This is a genomic window from Nostoc sp., assembly GCF_036917155.1.
Classification (GTDB): Bacteria; Cyanobacteriota; Cyanobacteriia; order Cyanobacteriales; family Nostocaceae; genus Nostoc.
This window is the reverse complement of sequence record NZ_JBALDZ010000168.1, coordinates 26,963-51,477: the sequence shown is the minus strand read 5'-3', so window position 1 is coordinate 51,477 and position 24,515 is coordinate 26,963. Positions and strand designations below refer to the sequence as shown.

Annotated in this window: 25 protein-coding genes and 1 tRNA gene; 16 read left to right on the top strand and 10 right to left on the bottom strand. The window is 41.9% G+C overall.

Features of this window, described 5'->3' with window-relative positions:
* Positions 1 to 229 precede the first annotated feature (229 nt).
* On the bottom strand, positions 230 to 445 hold the full coding sequence (locus V7K67_RS22565; protein ID WP_334707675.1) for a DUF2839 domain-containing protein: 216 nt from the start codon (positions 443 to 445) through the stop codon (positions 230 to 232).
* Between the two features lie 293 nt (positions 446 to 738).
* On the bottom strand, positions 739 to 2,307 hold the full coding sequence (locus tag V7K67_RS22560; protein ID WP_335168499.1) for an ATP-dependent DNA helicase: 1,569 nt from the start codon (positions 2,305 to 2,307) through the stop codon (positions 739 to 741).
* Between the two features lie 139 nt (positions 2,308 to 2,446).
* On the opposite strand from V7K67_RS22560, the gene V7K67_RS22555 reads away from it, so the two are divergent.
* The gene (locus V7K67_RS22555) at positions 2,447 to 3,409 is read left to right on the top strand and encodes a M48 family metallopeptidase (protein ID WP_334729725.1); all 963 of its coding nucleotides are present in this window, start codon (positions 2,447 to 2,449) and stop codon (positions 3,407 to 3,409) included.
* Positions 3,410 to 3,479: 70 nt separating this feature from the next.
* Here the strand turns inward: V7K67_RS22555 and V7K67_RS22550 are convergent, their stop codons facing one another.
* Both V7K67_RS22550 and V7K67_RS22545 read right to left on the bottom strand, forming a co-directional pair.
* A complete protein-coding gene (locus tag V7K67_RS22550; RefSeq protein ID WP_334729726.1) occupies positions 3,480 to 4,373 on the bottom strand; it encodes a CPBP family intramembrane glutamic endopeptidase in 894 nt (297 codons plus the stop codon).
* Positions 4,374 to 4,521: 148 nt separating this feature from the next.
* Positions 4,522 to 4,959, bottom strand: coding sequence for an AbrB family transcriptional regulator (locus V7K67_RS22545; RefSeq protein WP_094350106.1), 438 nt, complete (start codon positions 4,957 to 4,959; stop codon positions 4,522 to 4,524).
* Positions 4,960 to 6,428: 1,469 nt separating this feature from the next.
* Here V7K67_RS22545 and V7K67_RS22540 point away from each other — a divergent pair.
* Positions 6,429 to 7,433, top strand: a complete 1,005-nt coding sequence (locus V7K67_RS22540) for a succinate dehydrogenase/fumarate reductase iron-sulfur subunit (protein ID WP_334729745.1) — start codon at positions 6,429 to 6,431, stop codon at positions 7,431 to 7,433.
* 100 nt (positions 7,434 to 7,533) lie between these two features.
* Here V7K67_RS22540 and V7K67_RS22535 read toward each other — a convergent pair whose 3' ends face one another.
* The 4 genes from V7K67_RS22535 to psbX all read right to left on the bottom strand — a co-directional run bounded on the left by V7K67_RS22535 (position 7,534) and on the right by psbX (position 10,011).
* Complete coding sequence (locus V7K67_RS22535) at positions 7,534 to 8,058, bottom strand: TolB family protein (RefSeq protein WP_334729728.1); 525 nt, start codon at positions 8,056 to 8,058, stop codon at positions 7,534 to 7,536.
* Positions 8,059 to 8,118: 60 nt separating this feature from the next.
* Positions 8,119 to 8,679 carry a TolB family protein gene (locus tag V7K67_RS22530; protein WP_292719123.1) on the bottom strand — a complete coding sequence of 187 codons (561 nt, stop codon included), beginning with the start codon at positions 8,677 to 8,679 and terminating at the stop codon, positions 8,119 to 8,121.
* Between the two features lie 47 nt (positions 8,680 to 8,726).
* A complete protein-coding gene (locus V7K67_RS22525; protein ID WP_334729729.1) occupies positions 8,727 to 9,644 on the bottom strand; it encodes a Ycf66 family protein in 918 nt (305 codons plus the stop codon).
* A 247-nt stretch (positions 9,645 to 9,891) separates the two neighbouring features.
* Positions 9,892 to 10,011, bottom strand: a complete 120-nt coding sequence (gene psbX, locus V7K67_RS22520; RefSeq protein WP_334696052.1) for a photosystem II reaction center X protein — start codon at positions 10,009 to 10,011, stop codon at positions 9,892 to 9,894.
* A 288-nt stretch (positions 10,012 to 10,299) separates the two neighbouring features.
* Here psbX and V7K67_RS22515 point away from each other — a divergent pair, with 288 nt between their 5' ends.
* Positions 10,300 to 10,593: a YggT family protein gene (locus V7K67_RS22515; protein ID WP_334729730.1), complete on the top strand. Its 294-nt coding sequence runs from the start codon at positions 10,300 to 10,302 to the stop codon at positions 10,591 to 10,593.
* A 140-nt stretch (positions 10,594 to 10,733) separates the two neighbouring features.
* Here the strand turns inward: V7K67_RS22515 and accC are convergent, their stop codons facing one another.
* Positions 10,734 to 12,077, bottom strand: a complete 1,344-nt coding sequence (gene accC, locus V7K67_RS22510) for an acetyl-CoA carboxylase biotin carboxylase subunit (protein WP_335168496.1) — start codon at positions 12,075 to 12,077, stop codon at positions 10,734 to 10,736.
* Positions 12,078 to 12,510: 433 nt separating this feature from the next.
* On the opposite strand from accC, the gene V7K67_RS22505 reads away from it, so the two are divergent.
* The 7 genes from V7K67_RS22505 to V7K67_RS34520 all read left to right on the top strand — a co-directional run bounded on the left by V7K67_RS22505 (position 12,511) and on the right by V7K67_RS34520 (position 18,130).
* Positions 12,511 to 12,591 (top strand) — tRNA-Leu (locus V7K67_RS22505).
* Positions 12,592 to 12,943: 352 nt separating this feature from the next.
* On the top strand, positions 12,944 to 13,573 hold the full coding sequence (locus V7K67_RS22500; protein ID WP_335168494.1) for a chorismate lyase: 630 nt from the start codon (positions 12,944 to 12,946) through the stop codon (positions 13,571 to 13,573).
* 654 nt (positions 13,574 to 14,227) lie between these two features.
* On the top strand, positions 14,228 to 15,958 hold the full coding sequence (locus tag V7K67_RS22495; protein ID WP_334729733.1) for a DUF3352 domain-containing protein: 1,731 nt from the start codon (positions 14,228 to 14,230) through the stop codon (positions 15,956 to 15,958).
* Between the two features lie 18 nt (positions 15,959 to 15,976).
* Positions 15,977 to 16,183 carry a hypothetical protein gene (locus V7K67_RS22490; RefSeq protein ID WP_335168492.1) on the top strand — a complete coding sequence of 69 codons (207 nt, stop codon included), beginning with the start codon at positions 15,977 to 15,979 and terminating at the stop codon, positions 16,181 to 16,183.
* Positions 16,184 to 16,206: 23 nt separating this feature from the next.
* The gene (gene ccsB / locus V7K67_RS22485; protein WP_334729735.1) at positions 16,207 to 17,304 is read left to right on the top strand and encodes a c-type cytochrome biogenesis protein CcsB; all 1,098 of its coding nucleotides are present in this window, start codon (positions 16,207 to 16,209) and stop codon (positions 17,302 to 17,304) included.
* A 196-nt stretch (positions 17,305 to 17,500) separates the two neighbouring features.
* Positions 17,501 to 17,809, top strand: a complete 309-nt coding sequence (locus V7K67_RS22480; RefSeq protein ID WP_179066929.1) for a KGK domain-containing protein — start codon at positions 17,501 to 17,503, stop codon at positions 17,807 to 17,809.
* Between the two features lie 144 nt (positions 17,810 to 17,953).
* Positions 17,954 to 18,130, top strand: coding sequence for a GNAT family N-acetyltransferase (locus V7K67_RS34520; protein WP_442943898.1), 177 nt, complete (start codon positions 17,954 to 17,956; stop codon positions 18,128 to 18,130).
* Between the two features lie 62 nt (positions 18,131 to 18,192).
* Here V7K67_RS34520 and V7K67_RS22475 read toward each other — a convergent pair whose 3' ends face one another.
* Positions 18,193 to 18,495, bottom strand: a complete 303-nt coding sequence (locus V7K67_RS22475) for a virulence protein (RefSeq protein WP_229496655.1) — start codon at positions 18,493 to 18,495, stop codon at positions 18,193 to 18,195.
* A 664-nt stretch (positions 18,496 to 19,159) separates the two neighbouring features.
* On the opposite strand from V7K67_RS22475, the gene V7K67_RS22470 reads away from it, so the two are divergent.
* The 6 genes from V7K67_RS22470 (at position 19,160) to crtW (ending at position 24,437) form a co-directional block, all read left to right on the top strand.
* Positions 19,160 to 19,642: a hypothetical protein gene (locus V7K67_RS22470; RefSeq protein ID WP_335168489.1), complete on the top strand. Its 483-nt coding sequence runs from the start codon at positions 19,160 to 19,162 to the stop codon at positions 19,640 to 19,642.
* 285 nt (positions 19,643 to 19,927) lie between these two features.
* The gene (locus tag V7K67_RS22465) at positions 19,928 to 20,182 is read left to right on the top strand and encodes a SemiSWEET transporter (RefSeq protein WP_334729737.1); all 255 of its coding nucleotides are present in this window, start codon (positions 19,928 to 19,930) and stop codon (positions 20,180 to 20,182) included.
* Between the two features lie 21 nt (positions 20,183 to 20,203).
* A complete protein-coding gene (locus V7K67_RS22460) occupies positions 20,204 to 21,859 on the top strand; it encodes a B12-binding domain-containing radical SAM protein (RefSeq protein WP_335168487.1) in 1,656 nt (551 codons plus the stop codon).
* 481 nt (positions 21,860 to 22,340) lie between these two features.
* Entirely contained in the window at positions 22,341 to 22,529 is a 189-nt protein-coding gene (locus V7K67_RS22455) for a CPXCG motif-containing cysteine-rich protein (protein ID WP_012411100.1), read from the top strand.
* Positions 22,530 to 22,548: 19 nt separating this feature from the next.
* Positions 22,549 to 22,998 carry an SRPBCC family protein gene (locus tag V7K67_RS22450; protein ID WP_335168485.1) on the top strand — a complete coding sequence of 150 codons (450 nt, stop codon included), beginning with the start codon at positions 22,549 to 22,551 and terminating at the stop codon, positions 22,996 to 22,998.
* A gap of 677 nt (positions 22,999 to 23,675) precedes the next feature.
* The gene (gene crtW / locus V7K67_RS22445) at positions 23,676 to 24,437 is read left to right on the top strand and encodes a beta-carotene ketolase CrtW (protein ID WP_335168483.1); all 762 of its coding nucleotides are present in this window, start codon (positions 23,676 to 23,678) and stop codon (positions 24,435 to 24,437) included.
* Positions 24,438 to 24,515: the final 78 nt, after the last annotated feature.

Below are 24,515 nucleotides of genomic sequence, written 5' to 3'. Positions count from 1 at the left end.
CACTTTTGCTATCAAGTCTCTTTTGCGGCTGCCAGTTAGTTTCTTGGCTGCATCTTTAAAGGTCGATTTGATGGTGTCGGTGAGCATGAAAACAGCAACTCTCATTCTAGAGATTTTGTCCAAGCGCTGGTAGATCCACGCTTCCTAATCTTCTAGAATTGCTAATACTTTATTTTTTCGCAAGTCCCTTAAATAATTTGTAATACTCGCCGGAGGCGAGTATTACAAATTAGTAGACTACTTGCCACCAACCGAAAGCTGGGCCGATAAAACGGATAGTTGCCCATCCTACAACCATAAGACCAATACCTATCCAAGCACCACGAGTAGTCCAAGTGACAAATTGTTCGCCTTGAGTTTTTGTGATGGGAACCCAAGGCAAGATGCGAGCCTCTTGACCGTATGTTTCCTTCTGTGTGGTTTTACGACGTTTTGCTTCACCCATAATCAGCAACTCAAATTCTACTTAGGTTCTAAATTTATTTTGCCAGGAATCATCGCTACAGAGAGGCGATGATTCACATCATCTTCTATAAGCTGATAATAATGCTTGCTTTGAAGCGATCGCATTTTGGTTGACAAAATTTAAATTGAGTATGGGGCATTGGGCATTGGGCATTGGGCAAAACAGTTCCGAGTTCCGTTAGCGGGGCGTTTAGCCCGTTCCGAGTGCTGAGTGGGGAATCTCACTTCTTTACTCAGCGCTCAGCACTCCTGAAGGGCATTGGTAACTGGACTTTAGGCGGAATCTTCCTCATCGGTATTAGAAAACAGACTGGGATCGAGATAGTTAATGCGTGCCAGAGGACTTAAAGCTGCGAGAATTTGAGCGCCGTAGCTGCGGTTAACTACACGACTATCAAGTAAAGCAACAATACCTTGACTTTCTCGTACTGGAGCGATCGCACGTTGTAATTCATTTAAAGCTGCTGGCAACAAGTATAAACGGAACCAATCTTGATGCGATCGCTTATAAAGAGCTACTCTACCAGCTACCAGGGGATTTTCCAAAGATGGTAAGGGTAAAGTCGCAATGATTAACAGATGAGGCGCTGGCAAGACTCGTTGATGTTCTCGCCAAAATTCCCAGCCGCTAATCAAAATACCATTTTCATCCAAACAAGTTTTTTCTACTTGCACCCGCGAACCAAACTCTGAGGCCAAAATTGTCGCAACTTGAGATTTTAGTGGTACATCCCCCACTAAGACAACCGTCAATCCTGGTACTGTCGCACTTAAACAAACCAGTGTGCGGACTTTGTGAATAAATGCCGCTTGAAACTCTGGTGTGTTGGGTAGAGGCAACTTATAAGGGACATAAAGTTGAATTGCTTCTGCTTGACTCTCCGAAGAGAACTTCAGGCAAGTTAAATCTTCCAAACCCAGGCGTTGCCGGAAAAGGGGAGCCTCTGTTTCCGGTTCGATGGCGCTACCAACTAAAACAACTGGTTGTCGCTGCCAAATTGGTGAGAGTATTTCGCCTAATTCCATTGGGGCGTAGTGCAAAGAAAATAAACCTTGTCGATGGGCAATAGTCGCCCAGAAGAGAGCAGGGGGGGCAGGGGGAGATGAGGGAGCAGGGGGGGAAAGATTTTCTTGAAATTGTTGCCAGAATTGTTTCCAAGGTTCTGGCAGTGCTTGTACTGACTCTAAAGCCAAATACAGACGACTCAAAATTTCTATTTCTGGCTGGGAAATTAGATAGCACTGATATGGATTAGCCGGATGCTGAAAAAGTTCGTGTGTTAGTTGTATCCGTGCTTCGCGAATTGCCTCAGCTTGGTTTGGGCAAGCCAGTATCAGTTGATCCCAATCATCGGGTTGAATATCTTGGGTAAGTTGATGACGCACCCAATCTTCGAGATCGTCTACCCCATCAATAATTGTGGGAATACCTTGGGGAAAGCGATCGCCACCAGCCAATTGTCCTCTTAACCAAGCTTCTGGGGAGGTCAACAGTAGCCCTTGAAACTGGGCATCAGGCCAAGCGTCACCTGTTCTAATCGATTTATTGGTTGGTAGCCACTGCTGTAGGCGGGGAATTTCCACCCGTAGCAGAAGTTGCTGCACCGCTTCTTGAGCAACAATAATGACAGGTCCATGCCACATTAGGGCTGATGCTACGAAACTAGTACGATACCGCCCTTGATAACCACAAACTGCTCCGACTTGAATTAGGGCACTACGTCCCAGGCGCAAGGCGCGTGCTACCAACCGTGCCATCGTCAAATGATGGGGCCAGGAAGGGAACCCCGCTTGCGATCGCAAAAAGTTATGTAGTGACAAATGAACTTCTGCCTCAATCACACGCTTTTAATTCCATACAAAGTGACTTTTACTGCCAATTGCCCCATTTCTATTATCTTGTCATTTGTCCTTTGCTAATGACCAATGACCAATGACCAATGACTAATGACTAATGACAAATCACCCAATACCCTGAATTATGCCAACTTACACAGGAATTTCCAGCGAAGCCTTCAGGCATCCACTAGATCGCCAAGCCGAGCAAGCTTTACGAAATTTACCAGGATTTGATTTAATCGCTCGTAAATTTGTGGAATTTATCTACGAACGCCCTCAATTAGTCTATCTAATGGGTAACACCATCCAAGTCGGGCCGCGTCAATATTCCACTATTTACCAGATGTTTCGCGAATGCGTCCGGGATTTAGATATTTACCCAGAACCAGCACTGTTTGTCTCGCAAAATCCCGAAGCCAATAGCTATGCGTTGGGGCAAGAGAATCCTTACATAGTTATAAATACAGGGTTATTAGACTTACTAGACGAAACCGAGATTCGGGCGGTGCTAGCCCATGAACTGGGGCATATTAAATGTGGTCATACTATTTTAATTCAAATGGCGATGTGGGCGATGAGTGCTGCTTCTGCCCTGGGAGAATTGACCTTTGGCCTCGGTAATCTTGTAACACAAGGCTTGATTTACGCCTTTTTTGAGTGGCGACGCAAAGCCGAGTTATCGTCAGATCGTGCTGCACTACTAGTGATAGATGACTTGAATCCGGTGATGTCAACGATGATGAAACTCTCTGGCGGTAGTCAAAAATATGCCAATGAGTGTAGTTTACAAGAGTTTATCAAGCAGTCAGAAAATTATCAGGCGTTGGATGAAGATGGACTGAATCAGATATATAAATTCTTGATCTACAATGGCGCTCAGGGTAGTATGTTGAGCCATCCTTTCCCTGTTGAACGCTTACATTACTTACGGGCGTGGGCAGTATCCGAAGAATACCAGCAAATTCGCCGAGGAAATTATCAGCGATCGCCTGCTTCTGGATCGGTAAATGTTTCAGCAGAATCTTCCGAAAATCAAACAGAAACTTTACGCCGTCAAATTGAAGAATTACAACGGGAAATCGACAGAATCAGAAGGAATGAGTAGTTTTTAGTACTAAAGATGAATTTAGATCCCCGACAAGTTTTACGAAGTCGGGGATCTGGGTAGCAACTTTTTACAGGAAATTAAAATCCTTAGAGAATAACCAGATAATTACTCCAGTTCCCAGTACACAAATAATTCCCGCCAAGCCAGCTAGGGGTTTTTTATTTTTACCAGTGAACCAGTCAGAGACAATACCAGTGTAAGTAATTAGTTCTGCTGTATCTATGGTAGCGATCGCCCATACCCATCCCGCGTGCAATCCCCAAGCTAAACCCAAATTACCATTTGCGGCAAAGCGTGCCAACACCAACACCATTCCCATCAGCCACAATCCAGGTAGTTGGGGTAAAGTTTCGCGTTGCTCCCAAACCAGATGTAACAAGGCAAAAATCAAGCCAGAAATTACTGCTGCTACCCAAACTGGGTAATCTTGCGCTAATTCCGTGAACAGGAAACCGCGAAAAATTAACTCTTCTATCCCACCGACTAATAACGCTATTAAGAAAATCGGTAGCAAGATAGGTAGTAGTAACTTGAAATTCGTCTTTTCAAAAGAACATAAACCTAACCCGAATTGTCCACCAAATACAATAGCTAGGCTCACGACTCCCAAAGCAAAACCTAGTGCTAAATAGCCAAGAGTTGAAAGATTGGCAACAAAGCCGTAATCTGAAAAAGATTTATTAGTCAGCAAAACAACTCCCCAGAGAATCAGAGGAGCTAATAGGTAAAGTGACACCAATAATGGCATCTTCTGCTCTGGCTGCAAAGGTTTAGGGGGTTGCCAATTGAGCAATATTGCTGATACTGTTGCTACTGGCAACCAGCAAACTATCCAGCAAACAAAAAATGCCACCACTATAACTGGTGCTGGTGCATTTTCTATAAATGCCAGTAAGGCGTTGACCGAAGGCTCAAAGAAAGTTATCAAAATAAATAAAAAAACACGATAGACTTCTTGCATTATAGATTTCTTGCTGATTAATCAAGACTCTACTAAATTTGGTGACTTCTGCAAGGGGTCTAATCGTATTTTTTACCTGGTTATCAGTTTGCTGTCGGGCTAGGGACAAGTTATCATCACCTGAAACTTATCCCTACCATCAGCAAATTTACTCTTCGTCTTCCAAATCTTCGTCTGATTCGTCAGAATCTATATCTTGTGAGGTTAGTTTTTTATCACTTTCACCTAGTTGAATCAGATGAATATGTTTGTATCCCAGTCTAATTTCAAACTCATCTCCAGCCTTTAAGCCCATTGCTTTGGTATATGTAGCACCAATTACAATCTGACCATTTTGATGGACACTAACCCGATATGTCGGTTCGCGGCCACGACCATCTTTCGGTGCTTCTGGACTTAGAGGAATTCCCCTAGCAGATAGCAAAGCGTCATAAAAATCGGTGAGATTGACACGAACCTGGTTATTCTTAGTAACAGTGTAATAGCCGCACTGTTTAGCTCTTTCTCGGCGTGGTAATGTGGAAAGTTCTTTTACTTTAGCAAGTAGTGCTTTTCCGGTTAATGGCGCGGTTGCAGTTTCAGTCATTATGCTCAAATTTTCCTTACTCTCTCCAAGCTGATAAACGATGTAGTCTTATGCCAGCATTTGACTTTTTAGCATTTGCATAGAGCTACTGAAGACCCTAGTGTAACGGGTGAATTCCTGCCGATAGGAGCCAAAAGCACTTCTATATATGGTTGTCCACAACCAACTAGAGGCCATAGTTGCCATAGACATTAATTTTGGTAATGTTACGGCACTTTTAACCATTATTCGCCATCAGAAAGAAAACTATTTTTTCCTTTGGCGCTACTGTAGCGGTGTAACTTTCAGCCACCTTTACAAATGGGGTAGGTTCTACTGCAAATAAGTCGTAGACCCAAAAAATTGCAGGTTTTTCACTTTCAGTGCTTGCCTTTCTTGCCAATGAGCAAGTAGAGTTTTCTCTACTCGTCCTCTCAAGCTTAGGACAGCATAGTATTTCAATAGAGTCCTACGGGCATACACCCTTTTGTCCTGCCAGTAGAGACGCGAATTCTCTTGTCTCTACATTACGAATCAACAAAGCAGTAGTAACCGCGCTGATACGGCTATTGATTCTGGTTTTGTCACTTCGTAATTTTATATTAAATACTAGCATGGACTAATAATAGCAAAATAGTTGTTTAATTTTGAATTAAAGTTGCTGGTAAATTTTTATTTAAATTCCTGGACTTGAAAGTTGAAAAAAGCAGTGACGATTTTCCTAACCCTCTATTGCAAGTGTGAGCATTGCCATCTAGATTTTATAAAAATTTATATAATTGAGACGAGCAGTTTTGACCAATGAGTTCAATCCAATATTTTCTTGATTGAGAGCAAGCCAAAAACCAAAAAGTCTCGCTCCTCCGGGTTTCGCGGTTCTCTAACTTTTCTTTGAAAGTGGTGAGGATTTTCCTTGGTTTATTATCTTCAGGTCAAAAGTGGTCAGAGGATTTTGCACGTCTGTCTATGGGAAGAACAAATCTCTTAACATCTGCCTAGTGCTTGATTGCCACTACTATATATTAAACATGGGCTTTCACACTTCTATATAATCAAAAAATTCTGCCTTCGCTACCGCTTGACAGAATTTTAGAGTCAGGACTGCTTGACTCTAGTTGACATCAAGACGTGTTGCTAACCTGACATGCATTTCATTTGGATATGCTCGCTAGGTCAAAAATTAACCTAAGTTCCTTTTTAAGCAAACCCTCTTTCCTTTATATTCCCAAATAGGTAAATTCAATGCACAGCGGCGATTACATTTTTGGCGTTTTAACTCAGAATTTGACAAAAATCTTGCTTAAAGAGCTGCTACAAGTAAAATTTTAATGGTTATCCTTAAACTAGAATCAGTTGCCCTTTAATCGTCAGCCTATTAACATCAGAGTTTGAATTAAGGGCAAAAAAGTATAGCTCACTTTTCGCAACTACCTGCTTGACTCATGATTTTTGAGGCTGGCAAAGCAATTTTAAAATTTTGGTTAGTGGTTATGGAAGTTATTTTTAAGGTCATTCGACAGCAACAAAATTCCTCCCCTGTTGTACAAACCTACCTGCTAGAGGCAGAACCAGGTAATACAATCTTGGATTGCCTGAATCAGATTAAGTGGGAGCAAGATGGAACTCTGGCATTTCGCAAAAATTGCCGCAATACCATTTGTGGTAGCTGTGCTATCCGAATTAATGGGCGTTCGGCTTTAGCTTGTAAGGAAAATGTTGGCAGTGAACTTGCCAGATTACAACAAATACCATCATCCCCAAGTAAAGTAAATGCGATTCCTGAAATCACGATCGCGCCTCTTGGCAATATGCCCGTGATTAAAGATTTGGTTGTAGATATGAGTAGTTTCTGGAATAATCTTGAGGCAGTTGCCCCTTATGTAAGTACAGCAGCACGACAAGTACCAGAAAGAGAGTTTTTGCAAACACCACAAGAGCGATCGCGCCTCGATCAAACTGGTAACTGTATTATGTGCGGTGCTTGTTATTCAGAATGCAACGCCCGTGAAGTGAATCCCGACTTTGTAGGGCCTCATGCCCTTGCCAAAGCTTACCGGATGGTAGCAGATTCCCGCGATAGCGATACCGAAAATCGTTTAGAAAGCTACAACGAAGGTACTAAAGGTGTGTGGGGTTGCACCCGTTGTTTGTACTGCGATTCAGTTTGTCCAATGGAAGTTGCACCATTAGAACAAATCACCAAAGTTAAACAAGAAATTCTCGCCCAGAAACAAAAGAGTGATAGTCGCTCAATTCGTCACCGAAAAGTATTGGTAGATTTAGTTAAAGAAGGTGGTTGGATTGATGAACGTCAATTTGGTTTACAAGTTGTCGGTAATTATTTTCAGGATTTAAAAGGATTACTCAGTCTTGCACCCCTCGGTTTGCGAATGATCCTTAGGGGTAAGTTTCCCCGATCATTTGAACCTTCAGAGGGGACAGAACAAGTGCGATCGCTCATTGAATCTGTGCAACAAGTAGAAAATAAAAGTTAGGAGTGAGGAGTTAGAAGTAAAAGTTAGGAGTGAGGAGTTATGAGTTATGAGTTAGGAATTTTTAACTCATAACTCCTCACTCCTAACTCCTAACTTTAGTTCAACGCGGCTCTTGAGGTATATTCAACGGCTGTCCATAACGGTCATATACTAAAATATCCCACTGCCCATTATTACTGGACTCAAAGGCAATCCTGCTACCATCAGCGCTAATTGTAGGGTTGCGGACTTCCGCTTGCAGGTTATTAGTCAAATTCCGCGATTGGCGTGTTTCCCGATCGTAGAGAAAAATAGCCGATCGCCCCTGACGGCTAGCACCAAAGACAATGTAACGACCATCTTGGGAAACACTAGGATGATTTGCGATCACATCAAAGGAGTTTAAACCTGGTAAATCAACCAAATCACGAGTTACCGTATCAAACATATAAACATCTTGGCTACCTCGTCGGTCACTAATAAAAACAATGTATCTCCCAGAGATTTGGGGGTTTAACTCCGACGATAAACTATTGAGACTCCGACCCCCCGGATCAAAGGGATAACTCAAAATCCGAGGGTAGCCAAAACACCCAGTCAATAAACTTAAGCATAAAAATACAGGTATAAAAAAAACACGTTTCATATAATTAGTTATTAGTCATTAGTCAATAGTCTCACAACTCCTAACTCCTAACTTTTTCCCCTACGGAGGTGAACCTACGGTTGCACCGTTGGGAATATCTAACTCAATATTTGGCCCCCGGTCTAAGACTTCAATATCCCACTGTCCACGGGTGGCGGTTTCAAAGACAACATAACGTCCATCTGGGCTGATATTTGGTTTTCTGACCCAGCCGCGATAAATTGGTGTGACAATTTGCGACTGTTGCGTAGCGCGATCGTAAAGCGCTACCACTGGTCTACCTTGGTCACTAGTAAGATAAGAAATATAACGCCCGGTGTAGCTCAAACTTGGACTTTCGGCAATTGTCTCCTGTCGGTTTATTCCCGGTGTGCTAATAAACAGTTGCCTCTCCAAATCGTATACCAAGAGTTGCTGATTACCGTTTCGATTAGATACAAACGCTAAAAAGCGCCCATTTCCACTCAAAGCAGGTTGCTCCTCAGTGTAGCGACTGTTGAGGGAAGTAGGCCCTATAGGGATATCATTAGAACCACAAGATACAAGTAAACTTGTTAAACCAAAAACCAGGCTCCAATGAATTGGTCTTTGGAGCCAAAATGTCGGCGTAAATTTTTCCACCTCAACTGTTTTCCGTCGCCTCTAAATCTACTTCCACACCAAATGTTTTAAACATCGTCATCAAAATCGGTCAAATTATCTGGCCGCTCATTTGGTTTTTCAATTGGATTGTATGGCACATAATCAGTTGGGATCGCATCATCATCTTCGCGTGGTCTTCGAGGAGTTGAGTCAGTGGACGGACGACGCCTTCTCGGTCTAGGAGAAACATCATCTTCACGACTTTCGGGACGCTGGGGCCCATTATTACTACGGCGAGAAGGTTTTCTGACTTCCCCACTCGAACTTTCCCAATCATCAACTTGCCTAGATGAAGAACCCCAATTTTCTTCTTCAGAGCTTTCAGAAGGGCGATTTACAGGACGACCAGAAGTCCGCCGACGCGTTCTATCCCCTGAAGCCTGTCTTTCACTACTGCTGCCGTTGCGGCGTTCTGTACGACGGGGGGGTTGCTCCGCGTAGTAGTCATCACGAGTTGAAATCTCATCCCTGCTACCCTGAATCCGGCGACGCGGGGGGCGTTCTTCCTCGTCTTCATAAGGTAATGGATCTAAGTCTGCATCCATTTCAGCTTGATAATTCTTGCGATTGCGGTTCATTGAATAATTGCCGCTTACCTCTCGCTCGTCCACAATCGGAGTGTTGCGCTTTGCTTGCTGGGTAGCTATACTCCGCAGGCGAATACTTTCAACTGCAAAAAATACAGTTGTGCCAACTAAAAGTAATTGACCAAATTGTAGAATTGGGTCTAGCCGCCATCCTTGAAACACGAGAATAAAGCCACAAAGCAAGCCGACTGCCGCAAAAAAGATATCTTGATCCCGTGACAATTCTGGACGCACAGTGCGGAGAAAATACAGTGCTGCCCCAGCCACAGCCAGGAAAATTCCTAGAATACTGGCTGAGTTTGCTCCAAAATTTACCTGAGCCAGAAAACTGGCTGAGTTCAGCCCAAAATTTATCATTGCTGTTTTCCCAATATCAAATCTATGTTAGCGAGTCACAATTAAAATCACTACTGTAATTAGTCACGAAATATTGAAGCTCCAAAGCCTCTGGCAAAGAAGCTCTGAAGCTATTCACCGAAAAGTAAAAACACATACTTCTGTCATCTACAACCGCCACCAGCCGCAGAAATTGCTGCTTTTAGTGCAATTAAGTAGATAGCTGACAGACAATCGATTATGAGAGTTAAATTAACTCTCATAAGCATTATGAACGCTGAATTTTATCCTTTTGGCTAACGAAAATTAGACCGACTGTAGCAGGTACTACCACAATTGCAGCACCCCAAGCCAGACTCCAAAGAAAATTTGCTAAAGAAGGCGTCATACTTCTAAACCTTTTTTTACACACTTCATCCTAATTTTAATAGTGTATTACTTTCTTGAGAAGCCTCTAACTCCGAACTGCTAAACTTGGTAACTGCTGTGAGAGAGTTTGCTTTTCTATTCGAGAAGAAAGTGGCAGCATTTGGTTAAAATGATGATGAGAGTGCTTTACAAAGCTTCAAACTTTTTTTGTGGCGATGTCTACGATGGGCTACGCCTACGCAAAGCGCGGCTTGCCATTGCCTAAGTTTTTTCTTTCTTTACAGATAAGAGATAGTAGCTGAAACCGATGACTGGTGTTAACCTGACTGCTTGGATTCTTGGCCCTGTGTTAGGGGTGATAACATTTTTATTTATATTTCGTATCATTCTCACTTGGTATCCGCAAGTGGATCTGAATCGTTTGCCTTTTAATTTAATATCTTGGCCCACTGAGCCATTTTTAATCCCACTGCGAAAGCTAGTGCAACCTATAGGTGGGGTAGACATTACACCTATTATTTGGGTTGGTATCTTCAGCCTGCTACGAGAAATCCTACTAGGTCAACAAGGATTGCTGACTATGCTATCTCGTGTGAATTAGGGATGGGGCATTGGGCATGGGGCGTACAAGTAAAAAGTAAAAAGAAAGATAAATTCAATATTTCTTTTAACTTTTAACTTTTAACTTGTTTCTCTCCCCCTGCCTCCCCTGCCTCCCCTACTCCCTCAGTCTCCAGTCCCCTAACCGTTCATTTCCTGCACAAAATTTGTATAGACTTTACCCTGCAAAAACTGTGGAGTTTCCATAATTTTTTGATGAAACCCGATGGTAGTGGGTAGTCCAGTGATGGCACATTCCCGCAGTGCGCGCTTCATCCGGTTAATAGCAGTGGGTCGGTCTGGGGCCCAAACAATTAACTTGCCAATCAAGGAATCATAGTAAGGCGGAATTTGGTAATCCGTGTAAACGTGAGAATCAATCCGAACACCAGGGCCACCGGGGGGAAGATAGCCGCTGATCCGTCCAGGAGAAGGGCGAAAGTCATGATCGGGGTCTTCAGCGTTGATTCGGCATTCGATCGCATGACCTCGTAATACTACTTGGTCTTGGGTGAGCTTGAGTCTTTCCCCTTGGGCAATGCGGATTTGTTCAGCAACTAAATCTATCCCCGTAATCATCTCTGTTACAGGGTGTTCTACTTGAATCCGGGTATTCATTTCCATAAAGTAGAATTTACCGGATCTATCCAAGAGAAACTCGATAGTACCAGCACCGCTGTAATTAATGAATTGGGCAGCTTTAACAGCAGCTTGTCCCATTTTCTCACGTAGGTCTTGGTCGAGAGCCGGACTAGGTGCTTCTTCTAGTAGCTTTTGATTCCGGCGCTGAATTGAGCAATCGCGTTCACCCAAGTGAATGACATTACCATAGTTATCCGCCAAAATTTGAAATTCGATGTGGCGGGGACGTTCAATAAATTTTTCGATGTAAACGCCAGAATTACCAAAAGCTGCTCCTGCTTCCCCTTGGGCTGCGAGGAAAAGTTTGACAAACTCATCTTCAGAACGCACTAGACGCATACCTCGTCCACCGCCACCGGCTGTAGCTTTAATCATCACTGGATAGCCGATATCCTTGGCAAATTCTAATCCTTCTTGCTCGGATTCTACCAATCCCTCACTACCTGGTACCGTCGGTACTCCAGCTTTTTGCATGGTTTCTTTGGCAGTGGATTTATCGCCCATCCGTCTCATAGCTTCTGGAGTTGGGCCGATAAAAGCAATATGATGGTCGGCACAGATTTCCGCAAACCGGGCATTTTCTGCTAAAAAGCCATAGCCTGGATGAATGGCAGTCGCATTGCGCGTCAGTGCAGCGGCAATGATATTGGGAATATTCAAATAACTTTTACTGCTAGCGGGTTCGCCAATGCAAACCGCTTCATCAGCAAGTTGGACGTGGAGAGCATTACGGTCAACAGTGGAGTGAACCGCAACTGTGGCAATCCCCATTTCTTCACAGGCGCGGAGAATGCGAAGGGCGATTTCTCCCCGATTGGCAATTAATATTTTGTCAAACTTCATTTTTTAGTTTCGATATCATTACCAGTAGATTGACATTTTCTCTGATCCAACTTGAAACAACGCTTCCGCATTATTTCAAATTATTGCAGGAGATTCGCCACCCTGATTTTAAGCAAACGTAAGATTGCAGGCTTGTTGCCTTTAAGGGTCTTACTACACTAACAACATTGCTGCTGTAAGTCTTGGCTAGACTACCAAGCTGGGCTTTTGCAATTGCTTACGGCGGGCGGGTACGCGATGGCTACGCCCGCCGCAGGCATCGCACCGCCCCGAACACAGTCGCTCTACCCTTTTTAATATCACTTGTGCCGCTGCTAGATTTCTGTCAGTCTGATACCGCCTTGAAAAAATTTATATTTTTGAGCAACTGAATTTAGATATCACCTTACTATAATTATTTTCTTATGCTATAGTCTATCTTTAGACAAACCATGCGGATGTGGCGGAATTGGTATACGCGCACGCTTGAGGTGCGTGTGGCTTTGCCTTGCGAGTTCGAGTCTCGCCATCCGCATTTTAGCTTGTCTAACCATAGGGTCAATAGTCAAGGATCAAAAAACCTCAGACTATTGACCCTTAAATATAAGTTTTAGTTAGCACTCTAGTGATTGTCTGAAGCACTGAAGTGTTACTAGATACTAGTTAAGTTTGCATTGTCAAAGTACTCGTTTTTTATAAGAAGAATTCTGTACGACTGGATAATGAATATTGGTTAAAAGCGAGTGGAATAGTGGGCAAAACTAGTATTAAATATACTCGCATTAAAACTCTATACCTTTATGGGTGGAGTATTCTGAATTCTGAGTTCTGTATTCTAACTCCTGATTTATGCTTTTATAGAGATACGTGAAGTTTTGTAAAAAGCATTGAGTATTTCTTTTACACCCACAAACAACCTAACAGTGCCACCAGCTTGGCATCGCCTCGCTCCGATTTGGCAAGGAGGGGAGGAAATAATTCAACAAAGTTTACCTCACACTCAGCTAGCACCAGCTTGGCAGCTAATGCTCTTGGGTGACGGCTCCCCAACACGTCACTTAGAATTGCTCACGGGTGAGCCTGTAGAAGTAGATGTTATTGATATGTCATTGATTGGTATGGACTTGGATGCTGCTCCTGAGTTAATCCAAGCTGTCCCAGGGCCTCGACTGCGACGACAAGTATGGCTACGTACTATTTCTGGTCAGCGATTAGCCTATGCTACTTCGTGGTGGGAAGCCAGTCATATCGATGAGTATTTGCAAAACCGTTCATTACCAATTTGGGCAAGTTTAGCTCGTCTTCGTACAGAGTTGTATCGGGATGTTCGAGGAATTTACTACGGTGACTCATCAGCACTACAGTCGGGTTTTGATGTAACTGGGCCTTTTTGGGGTCGCCACTACTTATTTTGGCATCATGGACAGCCATTGACTTTAATTTATGAAGTTTTTTCGCCTTATTTAACCAAATATTTGGGGCCTATGCAGTTGAGTGCTGTTAATGCTGAGGCATAGTATTATTTAAAAGTTTTTTATCCTTGGCAGTGTGCCCCAGAGCATGATAACTTTGCACCAATTTCAATAACACTATTGTTGTAGGGTAGGCACTGTCTACATTATTTAATTGATTTTTAATTTTTGATTTCTCAACAAATTACCAGTTGCTTCTCAGCAAAAATAACATCCATTCTGTATCATTTTGATGCAAATTCCCAAAAACGATCGTTTAACAACATATCTGACTTGGAAGATTGGTAATCGATGCGAAATCTCAGACACTGAATTGATCTTGGTTAGATAAAGTTAATACAACAGGTGGAAACTCTGTAAATAGAAGGTGGTGTGGGTTGTTGATAACTTGCAGCAATGCTCAAGTTAGTTATATCCTCAAAGTGCTTGAAATGACGGATGTGAACTTTTGGAGACTTGCCGATAGAGGCAACCGTTTAAAGGAGGTATCCTGCGAAATTCAATAAAGCGTGTTAAAAAAGGTAACTAACCACGAAAAAACTGCTTTTGAAACATTCGGGAAGGTTGATTACGGAAATATCATCAATTTTTAGGATGGAAAAATTTATGCAGTTAACTGCCCTAGATAACGAGAAATTTATTGGTTAATTTAACTAATCAAGTAAGTAATGAGTTTGCAAGTATGAGGTATAGGTTTCAATGGCACTACCTCTTGTGTCTGTTCGGATGAAAAAAAATAAGAAACCATCTCTGGTGCTGACGCTCTCGGCTGCTGGGTTATTGATTGGTGCAGGGAGTGCAGCATACTGGTTGTTAGCTCAGAGACGGCTATCTTCTAGCGACTTGCTAGTAGGTGCAAATATTATTCCTAGTGATGCCCTGTTTGCGGTTTCTTTAACGACAGATCCCCAGCAGTGGCAGAAATTGCGGCAGTTTGGGACAAGAGAAACCCAAGCAGAACTGGACAAAAATTTAGTCCAGTTACGCGATCGCTTTCTGACTAATAATGGTTACGACTTCCAGAAAGATATCGCTCCTTGGGTAGGCAATGACGTTACCATCGCAATCCTTGCCCCAGCAATCGGGAGTAAACCTACACCCAAGCCCGTTACTACCAATGAAGATGCTGCTAGCGATCAGCAGTCGATGGTAATGGTATTACCAGTGAAAAACCCAGAAATCGCCAAAAGCATTTTGGCACAACCCAAAACCCTTAAACAAGGCAAATGGATTGACCGTACTTATCAAGGGTTCGCCATCAAACAAAGTGAGGGACAAACAGGGGAAAACTTCTCAGCCGCATTACTAGATGGGCGTTTTTTAGTTATAACTGATAATCCTAAAGCTACAGAAAGAGCGATCGATGCCTACAAAAATAAAACATCCTTAGCGACAACAGGGGGCTTTGCTGAGAATTTCCCGAAAATTGCCGATTACCAACCCTTTGCCCAGTTTTATGTAAATGTGCCAACAGCAGCCAAAATAGCCGCAGCCTCTCCAAATCGCCCTTTACCTGCTCAAGTTTTGGCTCAACTGCAAAATAACCAAGGTTTAGCAGGGACAATTACCTTAGAGTCAGAAGGAATCCGCTTTAAGGGCGTTTCTTGGCTAAACCCAAATAGTCAAAGAGTGCTGGCGGTGGAAAATAAAGCTGGCAAAATGCAAAGCCGCCTACCAGCCGAAACCTTAATGATGCTTTCGGGGGGCAACTTACAGCAGTTGTGGGGAGACTATGTTTTAACATCCCAGGGAAATCCCCTCTCGCCGATCGCACCAGAACAGCTACGAGGTGGTGTAAAATCTCTTACCAATCTTGATTTAGATAAGGATTTACTCAGTTGGATGAAAGGTGAATTTTCTCTATCAGTGATTCCGACTACCCCAAAAGCAGGTTCACCAGATGATTTTCGTTCTGGCTTAGTGTTTATGGTAGAGGGAAGAAATCGCAACTCAGCTGAAGCATCCTTAAAACAGCTTGATGATGTGATGAGAAATCAATACCAATTCCAAGTTCAACCGGGGAAAGTCGCTGGACAACCTGTTGTGAACTGGATTTCACCTTATGGTACCTTAACTGCTACCCACGGTTGGTTAGATGGAGATGTCGCCTTCTTGGTAGTGGGCGCTCCGATTACGGATAAAATTGTTCCTAAACCCAACAACACACTAGCTAACACTCTTCCCTTCCAACAAACAGTTCCTACAGAACCAAATCCGACAAATGGTCAATTTTTTCTGGATGTGGAAAAAACTGTGAAAAATTTTCCATTACCAACTCTAATTCCCAATCAACAAACTTTGCTAGATGCAACGCGCTCAATTGGGATGACATCTGCTGTCAGCGACAGTCGCAGTAGCACCTACGATATTTTTGTCGCACTCAAAAAAGTTACTAATGCGACTGCTTTGCCTAGTCCAGAAACTAGATAGGGGACTGGGGACTGGGGATTGGGGACTGGGGATTGGGGATTGGGGACTGGGGACTGGGGACTGGGGACTGGGGATTGGGAAAGAAATTCTTTTAAGATTGGTTGGGATATGAATCCAGATACTTATCTTCGCCAGTCTCCAATGCCCAATGCCCAATGCCCAATGCCCCATTCTCTATTTCCCTTTAACCATATAGGATCAAAACAGTCAGAATCAATATTTTAAATTATCCACGGAGAGAAGACTTTATGAATCTGGTTGTACTCCAGAATTGGCTGGACAATGCCTCCTTTGCCATATTATTCCTGACAATGCTGGTGTATTGGGGAGGAGCGGCTTTTCCGAATCTGCCTTATCTAGCTCCTTTGGGGACAGCTGGGATGGCGATCGCAAATTTGTGTATAGCTACTCTATTGGGTGCAAGATGGATCGAAGCTGGTTACTTTCCCTTAAGTAATCTCTATGAATCTCTGTTTTTCTTAACTTGGGGAATTACCGCAGTCCATCTGATTGCCGAAAATAGTAGCCGTAGCCGCTTAGTAGGGGTTGCTACAGCTCCGGTGGCAATGGCGATCGCAGCTTTTGCTACCATGACACTACCATCCCAGATGCAAGCGTCAGAACCCCTAGTACCTGCCTTAAAGTCAAATTGGCTGATGATGCATGTCAGCGTCATGATGTTGAGTTATTCTGCTTTGATGGTGGGTTCATTATTAGCGATCGCTTTTTTAATTGTCACTCGCGGTCAAAACATCCAACTACAAGGCAGTTCTGTTGGTACTGGCGGCTATCGCAGCAATGGCTACCGCTTGCACAAAGTCACTGAACTAATTTCTCAACCATCAGCCCCCGCTGTCGAAAATAACGGCTTTGCTCGTTTTGAAAGTAGTAGCAACGGCAACGCGAACACCGCTGTTTTGGGTTTAGTCACAACAACCCCAATCCAAAATCCGCAAGACGCTCGAGGACTCGCTAACGCTTCGCTATCCGAAATTCAAAATTCTGAACCCCTTTCGCCCCAACGCCTTAGCCTTGCTGAAACCCTCGACAACATCAGCTATCGCATCATTGGACTAGGATTTCCTCTGCTGACAATTGGTATCATTGCCGGTGGTGTTTGGGCTAACGAAGCCTGGGGTTCTTACTGGAGTTGGGACCCGAAAGAAACTTGGGCATTAATCACCTGGTTAGTGTTCGCCGCCTACCTTCACGCCAGAATTACTCGCGGTTGGCAAGGGCGCAGCCCCGCAATTTTAGCCTCCACCGGCTTGCTTGTCGTTTGGGTTTGCTATCTCGGTGTGAATCTTTTGGGTAAAGGTTTGCATTCTTACGGTTGGTTTTTCTAATATAGCGCTTCCATACACTCTGACCTTTTTAGGAGAGAGACTTTGAATCTTCCCCCTTTCCCTTGTAAGGCAAGGGACTGGGGGTTAGGTCTGTATTTGACTAAACAGAAAACCGCCATAACCTTAAAATCATTATTTTATTTCGGATGAACTGTTATATCTCTGGAAAATATAGATTTAGTGACAGGAGATTTTTATGGAAGATGGATTTGAGAGACTAAATCATGATGAAGTTGTGTCTATAGAACCAGACACTTTTAATAAGTTAAATATTGCTAAAACTTTTAAAGTCCGTGATTTGATTACAGCAATTAAGGAATATATTGGAGCAGAAGAGACAGATGAAGTAAATTTGTATACCCAAGGATTAAATTGTGAAGTTTTGCAATTTAGCACTCAGGGATGGAAAAAAGGAAAAGTTAGACTTGCTTTAGAATTTTGTTCTGATGAATCTGAGTCACCACTTGATGAAATTTTTCAAAAACTCAAACAAGTGGAAAACTAATACTCAATGAGGATTCCTAAGTTCATTGATGAAACTAAGTTAACACGATATTAACTTCAGAAAATATTTATGCTTCGAGGGTGAGTGTCTTACTCGCCCTTTTTTACTGATACTGCGATAGTAGCGGATAACACATTTAACTAAGTGCGATCGCATCTACTATCAACATGGCTAAAGAGTCAGAAAAAGGGTTACGGCAAAAAATTACTTAATAAAATACTCTCTGAATGCAAAGCACCATACTGTCTAGCAGTTTATGAAGAAAACAGAAATGCTTATCGTTTTTATGAAAATTTTGGTTTGAAGGTAGCACCTTATTAAATCCCCTAAATTTATTTATGGGGATTATCTTTTTACTTTTTACTTTTTACTTTTTAACGTCGTCAGTTTTCACTGGGTAAGTTTACTTGAACTGCGGGTAATAGGTCGTTATTTTCTTCAATCCTTAGCATTCTGATATCTCTTACTGCTACAGGAAACCATACTAATTGTTTAGCTAAATCTTGAACTGCTAGCACACAAGTAACAGCATTTACATTTTCATTTCCAAAGTAAACGCTACCTTGCTGTCTAGTAAAACCGTGTGAAGTCAGTACTTTTTTAATCTCACCATAAGCATTGTTATATGGATCGCCATAGGACTGTCGTAGCAGTTCAATATCCATATCAAAGGCAATTGCGTACACTCTGGTATTCCTATCTGGGAAATTGTTATTGCTTATTGTAGGGTATGAACTGACGTTTAATTTACTGTTCTTACCTACTAAATTACGTGTTGTTTTTGTGTACATATTTTTACTGTAAATACTGTTTAACTCAATTCTACCGAGATAATTCCATAAATGACAATTCCCCACAGCGATCGCTACAGGGAATCAAAGGGTTATGCGGTTTGTGGTCGTTATGGTGGGCTAAGTCGCTAGTACCGCAAGGCGGAATTCAAAATTCAAAATTCAAAATTAATACAGCGTAAGCGTTTCATTGATTTTGAATGGTGAGGCAGTCCGGTCTTGGGGGTTTCCCCCATGAGGAACTGCCGAACCCGAAGGGGTGGTTTATTTACGCCGTGTTGTACTAGTCTTGATCCTCACAATTATTCATCTATCAGGATTTGGTGCTAACCCAAAAGATGACTCAATACGGTTCGGTTAAGGCAAGAGACGCGATAAATCGCCGTCTCTACAATAGACATCTCCGAAAAACAATGTAGAGACGTAGCACTGCTACGTCTCTACAAGGGTTATGGGTAAAGCATATTTAATTTCTGGAGATGTCTAATAATCAGGCTTGTCATCAAAAAACCTTATCCGAACCGTATTGAAAGATGACTACCTGCCTGGAATACACTTCATGCCACAATATCTACGTACAACTATAGTAGCAATCCATCAGTTGCCTTCTATCCGAGAAACCTTATGGCTGAGAATCATTGGTAGGGGAAACGTTCAAAAGCAAGCAATTGACGAACTAGAAGCACTTACTCCTGATAATCCTTTCCGAAAAGCAGCGTTAGAATTGCTGTACAACTTGCAACAAAACTTACAAGTCACTCAAAATCAAGACGAGGAAGATAGGGAATTACTTATGCGATTAGCACCACTTTACCAACAAGACCGAGAACAGGCGATACAAGAAGGAGAACAACGGGGACTCCAAACAGGAATTCAGCAGGGAGAACGCTTGGTGGTGGAAAACTTGCTCAAAGTTCGCTTTGGTGAAATAGATAATGAGCTTCAAGCAATTATTGAACCTTTCTTATCGTTACCGCCAGAAGAGTTTACGCCTTTACTGTTGCAGTTGTCTCGTGAAGAATTAATTCATCGGTTTTGCTAGTGTTTATCACATATCCTTGAATGAGTTTTATTTTGTCATGCTAATTGCATTTATAATCGGTCTTTTTTGGTGGTTAATATACATAAATTACAATTTTTACCGATTATTCTTGCTAAGATCGTGAGCCATTTTTAGATTTCCGACTTATTTAATCAGTCGGAAATCTTGTTGTTAATCTGTTGTAGCGATCGCTCAACAGTGTAAAATGTCTCGTATAGCGTTGCATTAAGCAGAGAAGGGCGATCGGTGATGTATGATATGGCAACTTAATATAAATAATTAAACATGGATTTTCTGACAATTATAGGATTAGCTGCCGCCACAATAACCACAATCTCTTTTTTGCCACAGATGTTTAAAACTTGGCAAACAAAATCAGCAAAAGATGTTTCTTTGGTGACGCTGATGACATTCATAACTGGTGTTTTTTTGTGGCTAATATATGGAATTTATTTACAATCTTTACCAATTATTCTTGCTAACGCCATAACATTAGTTTTTAACTTAATTATTCTATGGCTTAAAATTAAATATAGATAAACTTGCATCTAACAAACACCTGTGACATCATCTGTATTTGACTCTGAACGCCTTCTATTTAACCCCACTACCCCAGATACCAACGCAATTCCCATAATCTTCGCCTTTCCCAACGAGTACAGCGTAGGTATAACTAGTCTCGGCTATCAGGTAGTGTGGGCAACTTTGGCAATGCGTAATGATGTGCAGGTGAGTCGCCTGTTTACCGATATTCACGAACAACTCCCCAGAACGCCGGAAATTGTGGGATTTTCGATTTCGTGGGAACTGGATTATGTGAATATTTTAAATTTGCTGGAATCTTTAGAAATTCCCATTCGAGGAACCTCTCGTGATGATTCTCATCCGATAATCTTTGGTGGTGGCCCCGTTCTCACTGCTAACCCCGAACCTTTTGCAGATTTTTTTGATGTCGTTTTACTGGGGGATGGCGAAACCCTGTTAGGGAATTTTATTGAGGCTTACAAAGAAGTCAGAAATGCCTCAAGACAAACTCAACTAAAAAGACTTGCACAAATACCAGGAATTTATGTACCCAGTTTATATGAGGTGGAATATCACACCAGAGATGGTGAAGTAAAATCAATTAAACCAATTTCTCCCGAAATTCCCGCAGTGGTGCAAAAGCAAACCTATCGGGGAAATACGCTATCAGCTTCTACTGTAGTCACCGAAAAAGCAGCATGGGAAAATATTTACATGGTGGAAGTGGTGAGAAGTTGTCCAGAAATGTGCCGCTTTTGTTTGGCGAGTTATCTCACACTGCCTTTTAGAACAGCGAGTCTGGAAGATTCATTAATTCCAGCGATCGCCAAAGGTTTAGAAGTCACAAATCGGTTAGGATTATTGGGGGCTTCTGTAACTCAACATCCAGAGTTTGAGGCGTTGCTAGATTATATTAGTCAGCCAAAATATGATGATGTCCGTCTCAGTATTGCCTCAGTGCGAACCAATACCGTAACAGTCCAGTTAGCCGAAACTTTGACGAAACGAGACGCGCGATCGCTTACCATTGCTGTAGAGAGTGGTTCTGAGAAAATCCGCCAAATCGTCAACAAAAAGCTGCATAACGATGAAATTATCCAAGCGGCGATAAACGCCAAAGCTGGCGGATTAAAAAGCTTGAAACTCTACGGAATGGCAGGAATTCCTGGTGAAGAAGCAGAAGATTTAGAGCAAACTGTAACGATGATGCGTAATATCAAAAAAGCTGCGCCGGGATTGCGCTTAACATTTGGATGCAGCACCTTTGTACCCAAAGCACACACACCCTTTCAATGGTTTGGGGTGAATCGTCAAGCCGAAAAGCGGTTACAGTTTTTGCAAAAGCACCTAAAACCGCAGGGAATAGAATTTCGCCCAGAAAGCTATAATTGGTCAATTATACAGGCTTTATTGTCGAGAGGCGATCGCAGAGTGTCCCAACTTCTCGAACTTACTCGTGACTTTGGCGATTCCTTGGGTAGCTACAAACGTGCTTTCAAGCAACTCAAAGGACAAATCCCCGACTTAGATTTCTACGTCCATGCCGAATGGCCAACAGAACAAGTATTACCCTGGAGCCACTTGCAAGGGCCTCTGCCACAGTCTACACTACTAAAGCATTTGGCTGATGCTAAGAGTTATATCAATCCATCTCCAAAAGAATTACAGCCAGTATTGGTGACTAGGGACTAGGGACTGGGAAATAGAAACTAGTACAAGAAGGCAAAAGTAAAAAGGCAAAAGTAAAAAGAAATAATGCTTATTTTGTAAACTTTCTGGCTATTTTAAATGGGTAGTTTATTTACGCCGTGTTGTACTAGGAATTAAAACAGGGTAAGCGCATCTCAAACCCTATTGACACGGTAGTTTTGGGGTTCAACCAAAGCACAAATAAGTTCAAAATTACTACACTGAGCCAAGGGGTGGGATTGACATTTTCGTATTTATGTGGCTGAAAATATAAAAAGCTATTTGACCCATGTTTTTTCAATCATTTACGACAAATCGTCCTATTTTGAACGAAAAATTGATATTTAGATAGAGTTTAAAGCTTTTTGTCTGTATCAAGGGCTACAAAATTAGATGCGCTTACCCTGGGAATTAAAAGTTAATACCCAATACCCAATACCCAGTACCCAATACCCAATACCCAGTACCCAGTACCTATGAATTGATGCAAAACACAGCTGAGTATTACTGCGCCTATTGCGGCGAACCGAACTTAACTTTTATTGATTTGAGTGCTGGAGGACAGCAATCTTACGTTGAAGATTGTCAAGTTTGTTGTAACCCAAATATTTTGTATGTGCGGGTTGACGAAGATACCCTAGATATCGAAATTGATACCGAATCCGAAAGTTGAATTTTAGGTTTTTCTTTCCATGCTGCACTTTAAACATTCCTCAGTAATTAATGCCTTACCAGAAGTAGTTTGGAAATTTCACGAAAGGCCAGATATTTTACAACTGTTAAATCCACCTTGGCAGCCACTCCAAATAATTCGTCGTGAGGGGGGGCTGAATGTGGGCGCTATCACCGAATTTCGCTTGTTTCTCGGCCCATTACCCTTAACTTGGTTAGCGCGTCATACTGAATGTGAAAAATATCGTCTGTTTACCGACGAACAAATATCTGGCCCTTTCGAGTATTGGGTACATCGACATGAATTTGAACTGGAAAATGGCAAAACTAGACTAACTGATGCTATCTCCTTCTCTATGCCTGGTGGAGGAACAGTTGAATTTATCAGTGGTTGGCTAGTACAAGCGCAATTAGAAGCGATGTTTCGCTATCGCCACTATGTAACTAAACGAGAATGCGAGTCATTATGAGCTAATCGTCATTCATTTTTCCAGTATGATCCTCTTGTAGTAAGTGGCTCCAGCCCATTAGCTTATTAGGAGCGATACTATAAGTTTGAAAAATACTATTATTTGCTCTTTTTTAGTTTGGGCAATAACACTCAGGAGATATTCTAACTTTCGTTAGATTTTTTTTGACATTTGAAATACCATTTTGCCAATTTCAAAGTATTTTCTTAAAATCTTGAAAATCTCATCCTTTAGAGGTTGTTTGAAAAGTCTAATTTATTACTCATCAAGCGACTGGAAGTCGCGGCTATACAAACAAAACCCACCTCCGTGGGTTAAAAACCCTTGATTTTCTCTTAGTCCACGTTCGCGTAGCGTTCCGCAGGAAAGGTGGACTACCCTGCGGGAAGCCGCAAAGCGTCTATGCTTGTGTAGTAGCGAATTCTATTCGCCTAATACTTTTCAAATATTCTCTTAGACTTATATAATCCAACCTCTAAACCAAAAACAGTTGTTGGTATGGCGGTTGTATGTGTAATAATAGTTAAAGTATCTTAATATTTCTAAATATCTTAAGGTGTTGGCACTATCCAATGCAAAACATTGACCACTAATAGAGTTTTCTGGCTGGTGGTTAGTGCTTTTTGTGGTGACTATATTTTAGGAATTTTTACCTGAATACTAGGCGGAGTAACAGCGTGATTCAATTAGAACAACCACCCAGTCATCAAACAAAACTGACTCCAGTATTGAAAAGTAAATCTCAGTTTAAAGGACTTTTCATTGCTATTTTCATTGTGAGTGTATGGGTTATTAGCTTGAGTTTATTACTTCCCCTTGACATCTCCAAGTTAAAACTTTGGATGCTATTGCCTAGCATAGCTTGGCAAACATTTTTATATACGGGATTATTTATTACATCTCATGATGCTATGCATGGGGTAGTGTTTCCCCAAAGCAGCAAAATTAATCATCTTATTGGGACATTAACCCTATCTCTTTATGGTCTTCTACCATATAAAAAATTATTAAAAAAGCATTGGTTACACCACCACAATCCAGCAACTCAACAAGACCCAGATTTTCATAATGGTAAACACAAAAACTTCCTTGCTTGGTATTTGCATTTTATGAAAGGTTACTGGAGTTGGGGACAAATAATTGCCCTCATCATTATTTATAATTTTGCTAAATATATACTCCATATCCCCACCGATAATCTAAATTATTTTTGGGTGTTTCCTTCACTTTTAAGTTCATTTCAATTATTTTATTTTGGTACTTTCCTCCCACATAGCGAACCAAGAGGAGGCTATATTCAGCCTCATTGTGCCCAAACGATTAGCCGTCCAATTTGGTGGTCATTTATCACGTGCTATCATTTCGGCTATCACGAGGAACATCACGAGTATCCCCATGTTCCTTGGTGGCAGTTACCAGAAATTTATAAAGCAAAATAGTTCTTGTTTCTCTAATAAGTAAGTTGGCGTGAATAATTAAAGTTTCAGCCCTTAAAATAAGTCTGTGGCTGCTTACTA